This is a genomic window from Mitsuaria sp. TWR114, from assembly GCF_007997345.1.
Genome location: NZ_VOSR01000865.1, coordinates 1 through 4,839 on the forward strand (window position 1 = coordinate 1; position 4,839 = coordinate 4,839).

The window sequence follows — 4,839 nt, forward strand, 5'->3', positions numbered from 1 at the left end:
GCTCAGCCGCACCGGGATGCCGCTGAGCACCGAGGTGCCCGAGACCGGGTCGCGGGCCTCGTCGTCCAGCAGCAGGTTCATGTTGACGCCCGGATGGCGGGCGGCGACGTTCAACTGGCTGCCGCTCAGGTCATGGCCCCAGCCGTGCGGCAGGCTGACCACGCCCGGCCGCATGTCGGGGCTCAGCGTGACTGGGGCGATCACGCTGCCGCGCGCGTTGCTCAGGCGCGCGGACTGTCCGTCCACCAGCCCCGCGCGCGCCGCATCGTCGGGATGGACCAGCAGGGTGCAGCGCTCGCGGCCCTTGGCCAGCACCGGCAGGTTGTGCATCCAGCTGTTGTTGCTGCGGGTCTCGCGCCGGCCGATCAGCAGCAGCTCGTCGCCGGTCGGGTGACGCAGCGCCGCGTCCGCATGCGCGAGGTCGGCGAGCAGCGCCGACGGCGCCAGGTCGATGCGGCCCGAGCTCGTGCGCAGGATCTCCGGGACGCGCGGCTGCAGTTCGCCGAGATCGATGCCGTGCGGCGCGGCCTTCACCTTGGCCAGCGTGAGGCCGTCCGGCTTCGCGCCGAAACCGTCGCCGTAAGGGCCTGAACGCAGCCCCAGGTCGAGCCAGCGCGCCGGGCCGGCGCCGCCCTCGAGCATCCCGAAGACGGCCTCGGCCTGGTCGCCGGCCTGGCGCTTCAGCTCGGCGCGCAGCGCGGCATCGTCGACCGCCTGCAGGTCCGCGTCGGCCGGCAGGCCCGAGGCGATCGCCGCCAGCCGCAGCAGCGTCTGCCATTCGGCCCGCGGCGCGTCCGGGGCGTCGGCATCGACCGGCAGCACCGGGCCCGACCAGCGCGCATGGTTGCGCCACGAAAGCTGCGCGAAGACCATGTCGTAATGCCAGTCCTCCAGCGGGGAGGGCGGCGGCAGGATCAGGTCGGCGTGGCGGCTGGTCTCGTTGATGTAGGGGTCCAGGCTGAGCATGAAATCCAGGCCGTCGAGCGCGCGCGCGAGCCGCGCGCCGTTCGGCGAGGACAGCACCGGGTTGCAGGCCACGGTGATCAGCGCATGCACCTGGCCGTCGCCGGGGGTCTCGATCTCCTCGGCGAGGCAGCTGATGGGGAATTCGCCCATCACCTCCGGCGCCTTGCCGACGCGGCTGTGCCGGCGCCCGGTGGCCACGCCCTTGCCCTGGCCCGGCCGGCCCAGCGTGTTGGCGGCGAAGGCGGCGGCCTTGGGGAACATCAGGCCGCCCGCGGTGTCGAAGTGGCCGGTGACGATGTTGAGCGCGTCGATGAGCCAGCTGTTCAGCGAGCCGAAGCGCTGCGTGCAGGTGCCGAAGCGGCCGTAGAGCACCGCCTTGGGCGTGGTCGCGAATTCGCGCGCGAGGCGCCGCTGGGTCTCGGCGGAGATGCCGCAGTGCGCGGCGCCGCGCTCGGGCGGGAAGTCGGCGACGGCGGCGCGCAGCGCGTCCAGGCCCTCGACATGCGCTTCCAGGCGACCGAGCCGTTCCAGGCCTTCGTCGAACACGGTGTGCAGCAGCCCCAGCAGCAGGTAGACGTCGCCGCCGGGACGGATCGCGAGGTGCTCGTCGGCGGCTTGGGCGGTCTCGGTGCGGCGCGGGTCGATGACGACGATGCGCCCGCCGCGCGCGCGCATCGCCTTGGCCTTGCCGCGGTAGTCGGGGCTGGTCCACAGGCTGCCGTTGCTGACCATGGGGTTGGCGCCCAGGCAGATGAAGAGGTCGGTGCGCGGCAGGTCCGGCACTGGCACGCTGAGCCAGTGGCCGTACATCAATCCGCAGGCGAGTTGCTTGGGCATCTGGTCCAGCGTCGAGGCCGAGAACAGGTTGCGCGTGCCCAGCGCGCGCGCCAGGTGCGGGAAGTAGCTGAACAAGCCGATCTTGTGCGAGGCCGGGTTGCCGATGGTCAGCGCGACCGCGTCGGCGCCGTACTGCTCGCGCAGCGGCGGCAGCCGGCGGGCGACCTCGGCGAAGGCCTCGTCCCAGCTGACGGGCTCGAAGCCGGCGCGGTCGGCGCGGCGACGCATCGGCTGGCGCAGGCGGTCGGGGTCCTCGTGCAGGTCCTTCAGCGCGACGCCCTTGGGGCAGAGGTAGCCGTGGCTGAAGGGGTCGGCGTCGTTGCCGCGGATCGAGATGACCGAGCTGCCCTCGGGCGCGGTCCGGGTGCGGATCTCGAGGCCGCAGCAGGCCTCGCACAGCGGGCAGATGCGGGTGTGGGTGTGCTCGGTGGCTGTGGCGTCCAGGGCCATGGCGTGTCTCCCGTCGTTTGCCGACGATTGTGGGAGGCGGCCGCAGGGCCGGTGGTCATGTAGGCGACAGAGGAGGGATGACGTGATGCGCGAGGCCAGCGGCGTCGGCAGTCCTACATCTGCCGGAACAGGTGGGTATAGCTCTCCGCGACGATCAGCGCGTCCTCGCTCTCCTTGAGCTTGACCTGCATGCGGCCGCGGAAGTCGCGAGAGACACCGGCCACCGCGGCCGCGTTGACCAGCGTCGAGCGGTGGATCTGCCAGAACTGCTGCGGATCGAGCTCGTCGACCAGTTCCTTGAGCGGCTTGCGGATCAGCGCCTCGCCCTGGCGCGTGGCGACGCGGGTGTACTTGTTGTCGGACTGGAAATACAGCACCTCGTCGACCGTGATCAGCTTCAGCGTCTGGCCCACCGACGCGTTGATCCAGCGCAGGAACTGCCGCTGCGGCAGCTTGCCGGCCTGGGCGCCGAGCTGGCTCAGCACCGCGCTCAGGTCCGCCGGCGGGCCCGCCATGCGCTGCTTGACGCGCTGGATCGCGGTGAACAGCCGCGCCGGCTCGAGCGGCTTGAGCAGGTAGTCGACCGCGCCCTCGTCGAAGGCGGACACCGCGTACTGGTCGTAGGCGGTGACGAAGACGACGTGCGAGCGCCCCTGCACCTGCCGCGCGACGTCCAGCCCGGTGGCGCCGGGCATCTGGATGTCGAGGAAGAGCACGTCGGGCCGGCATTCCTGCAGCAGGCGCAAGGCCTGCACGCCGTCCGCGGCCTCGCCGACGATGACCAGCTCCGGCCACAGCTGCGCGAGCCGGTCCATCAGTTCATGGCGCAGCGTCTCCTCGTCCTCGGCGACGACGGCGGTCGGTGCGGCGGAATGAAGGCTCATGCGGGCAGCTCCAGCGTGAATTCGGTGTCGTCGGCATTGCTGCGGCATTGCAGCCGCGGCGGCGGCGCGCCTGGCGCGCGGTCCAGGCGTTCGAGGCGTTCGCCGAGCGCGCGCAGCGCGGTCTCCTCGCCGCACAGGCCGCCGCGGTCGAAGGACAGCCGCAGCCGCAGTCCGCCGCCGCTGGCTTCCTGGGCGCTCAGCCGCGCCTGGGTCGGCAGCCGCGCCGCGTCGCGCAGCATCAGCTGGGCCAGCGGCAGCAGCAGCATCGGCGGCACCGGCCGCGGGGCCAGCCAGGCGGACCACTCGGTCGACAGCGGCAGCGCGCCGCGCTGTCGGCCGGCCACCACGGCCAGGTAGCTGTCGAGCAGCGCCGCCTCGGACTCGAGCGTCACGCCGCGCTCGCGCAGCCGCGGCAGTGCCACGCGCAGATGGCGGATCAGGCGCTCCATCTGTTCCGGCGCCGCGATGTCGGCGCGCTCGTAGGCGCGCTCGATGTCGACCAGCGTGTCGAACAGGAACTGCGGCTCCACCTGCGCCTGCAGCGCCGCCAGGCGCGCGGCCACGGCGTCGCGCTGCATCGCGCTCTGCTCGCGCAGCAGCGCCTCCAGGCGGGGGCGGGTGCGACGGCGGCGCATCGCCATCTCGTACCAGGCCACCGACAGACTGGCGGTGACGCAGATCGACAGGCACTCGCCGATGAAATTGAGCCAGCGGATGGGCTGATGGGGCATCTCGCCCTTGCGCTCGCGCGCCAGGTCGGCGATCGACGGCCAGCCCAGCATCGGCATCAACTGGTCGTAGAGCAGCTTGGCGAGCACCGCGCCGATCAGCACCGCGATGACCAGCCGGGCGACGCGCCAGGGGCTCTCCAGCGCGCTGCGCGACGCCGGCAGCCAGGTGAAGAGGATGACCAGCGCCACCAGCAGCGGCGTGAGCATCTGGTTGGCGAGCGCCGACGGCCAGCGCGCGTTGTCCATCACATAGAAGATCGACGACGCGTCCACCAGGCCGTAGAAGACGCCCATCAGCAGGAACCACGACAGCTCCTCGCGGCGCAGCGAGCGCCACGCGTGCCAGAGCTGGGCGGCGCGCTCGCGCAGGGCCTCCGTCATGGGAGCGCTCCGGCGGGCGTCGCCGGGGCCGCGGACGCGCCGCGCGCCGCGCCGGCCAGCGGCACGCGCACCCGCGCGATGACGCCGCGCGGCTCGGCCGCCTCCAGTTCCAGCCAGGCGTCGCGCCCGAACATCGCCATCAGCCGCGCCCGGGTGTTGGCCAGGCCCACGCCGCTGCCGCCGCTGGCGGCGAAGCCCTGGCCGGTGTCGCGCACCTCCAGCAGCAGGCCCAGGCCGGCGGGTTCGCGCCGCGCGGTGATATCGATGCGGCCGCCCTCGGGCAGCGGCGACAGGCCGTGCTTGATCGCGTTCTCGACCAGCGTCGGCAGCACCATCGGCGGCAGCGAGGTCGCGAACAGCGCGGCGTCGGCCTCGATGTCGAAGCGCAGCCGCTCACCCATGCGCATCTGCAGGATGGTCAGGTAGCTGCGCGCCAGTTCCAGCTCCTGGCCCAGCGTCGACATGCCCTGGCGCATGCTGGGCAGCGCCGCCCGCAGGTAGGCGATCAGGCTGGCCATCATGTCGCGGCCGCGCTCGGGCGCGGTCTCGTACAGGCGCTTCACGTTGGCCAGCGTGTTGAACAGGAAGTG

The 4,839-nt window shown here is 72.6% G+C and carries 4 protein-coding genes; all 4 read right to left on the reverse strand.

Annotated elements, in window-relative coordinates; all coding sequences use genetic code 11:
• A partial coding sequence (locus FUT87_RS25115; protein ID WP_147242762.1) for a molybdopterin-dependent oxidoreductase occupies nt 1-2,253 on the reverse strand: 2,253 nt, incomplete at its 3' end.
• A 113-nt stretch (nt 2,254-2,366) separates the two neighbouring features.
• Nucleotides 2,367-3,137, reverse strand: a complete 771-nt coding sequence (locus tag FUT87_RS25120; protein WP_091720425.1) for a LytTR family DNA-binding domain-containing protein — start codon at nt 3,135-3,137, stop codon at nt 2,367-2,369.
• On the reverse strand, nt 3,134-4,249 hold the full coding sequence (locus FUT87_RS25125; RefSeq protein ID WP_147242763.1) for a histidine kinase: 1,116 nt from the start codon (nt 4,247-4,249) through the stop codon (nt 3,134-3,136). Before FUT87_RS25125 ends, FUT87_RS25120 begins: the two co-directional genes overlap by 4 nt.
• A partial coding sequence (locus FUT87_RS25130) for a sensor histidine kinase (protein ID WP_186830756.1) occupies nt 4,246-4,839 on the reverse strand: 594 nt, incomplete at its 5' end. The genes FUT87_RS25125 and FUT87_RS25130, both read right to left, overlap by 4 nt.

Excerpts from the sequence above, each read along its gene's own strand:
- FUT87_RS25125 (WP_147242763.1), bottom strand. The coding sequence starts at position 4,249 with ATGACGGAGGCCCTGCGCGAGCGCGCCGCCCAGCTCTGGCACGCGTGG.
- FUT87_RS25120 (WP_091720425.1), bottom strand. The coding sequence starts at position 3,137 with ATGAGCCTTCATTCCGCCGCACCGACCGCCGTCGTCGCCGAGGACGAG.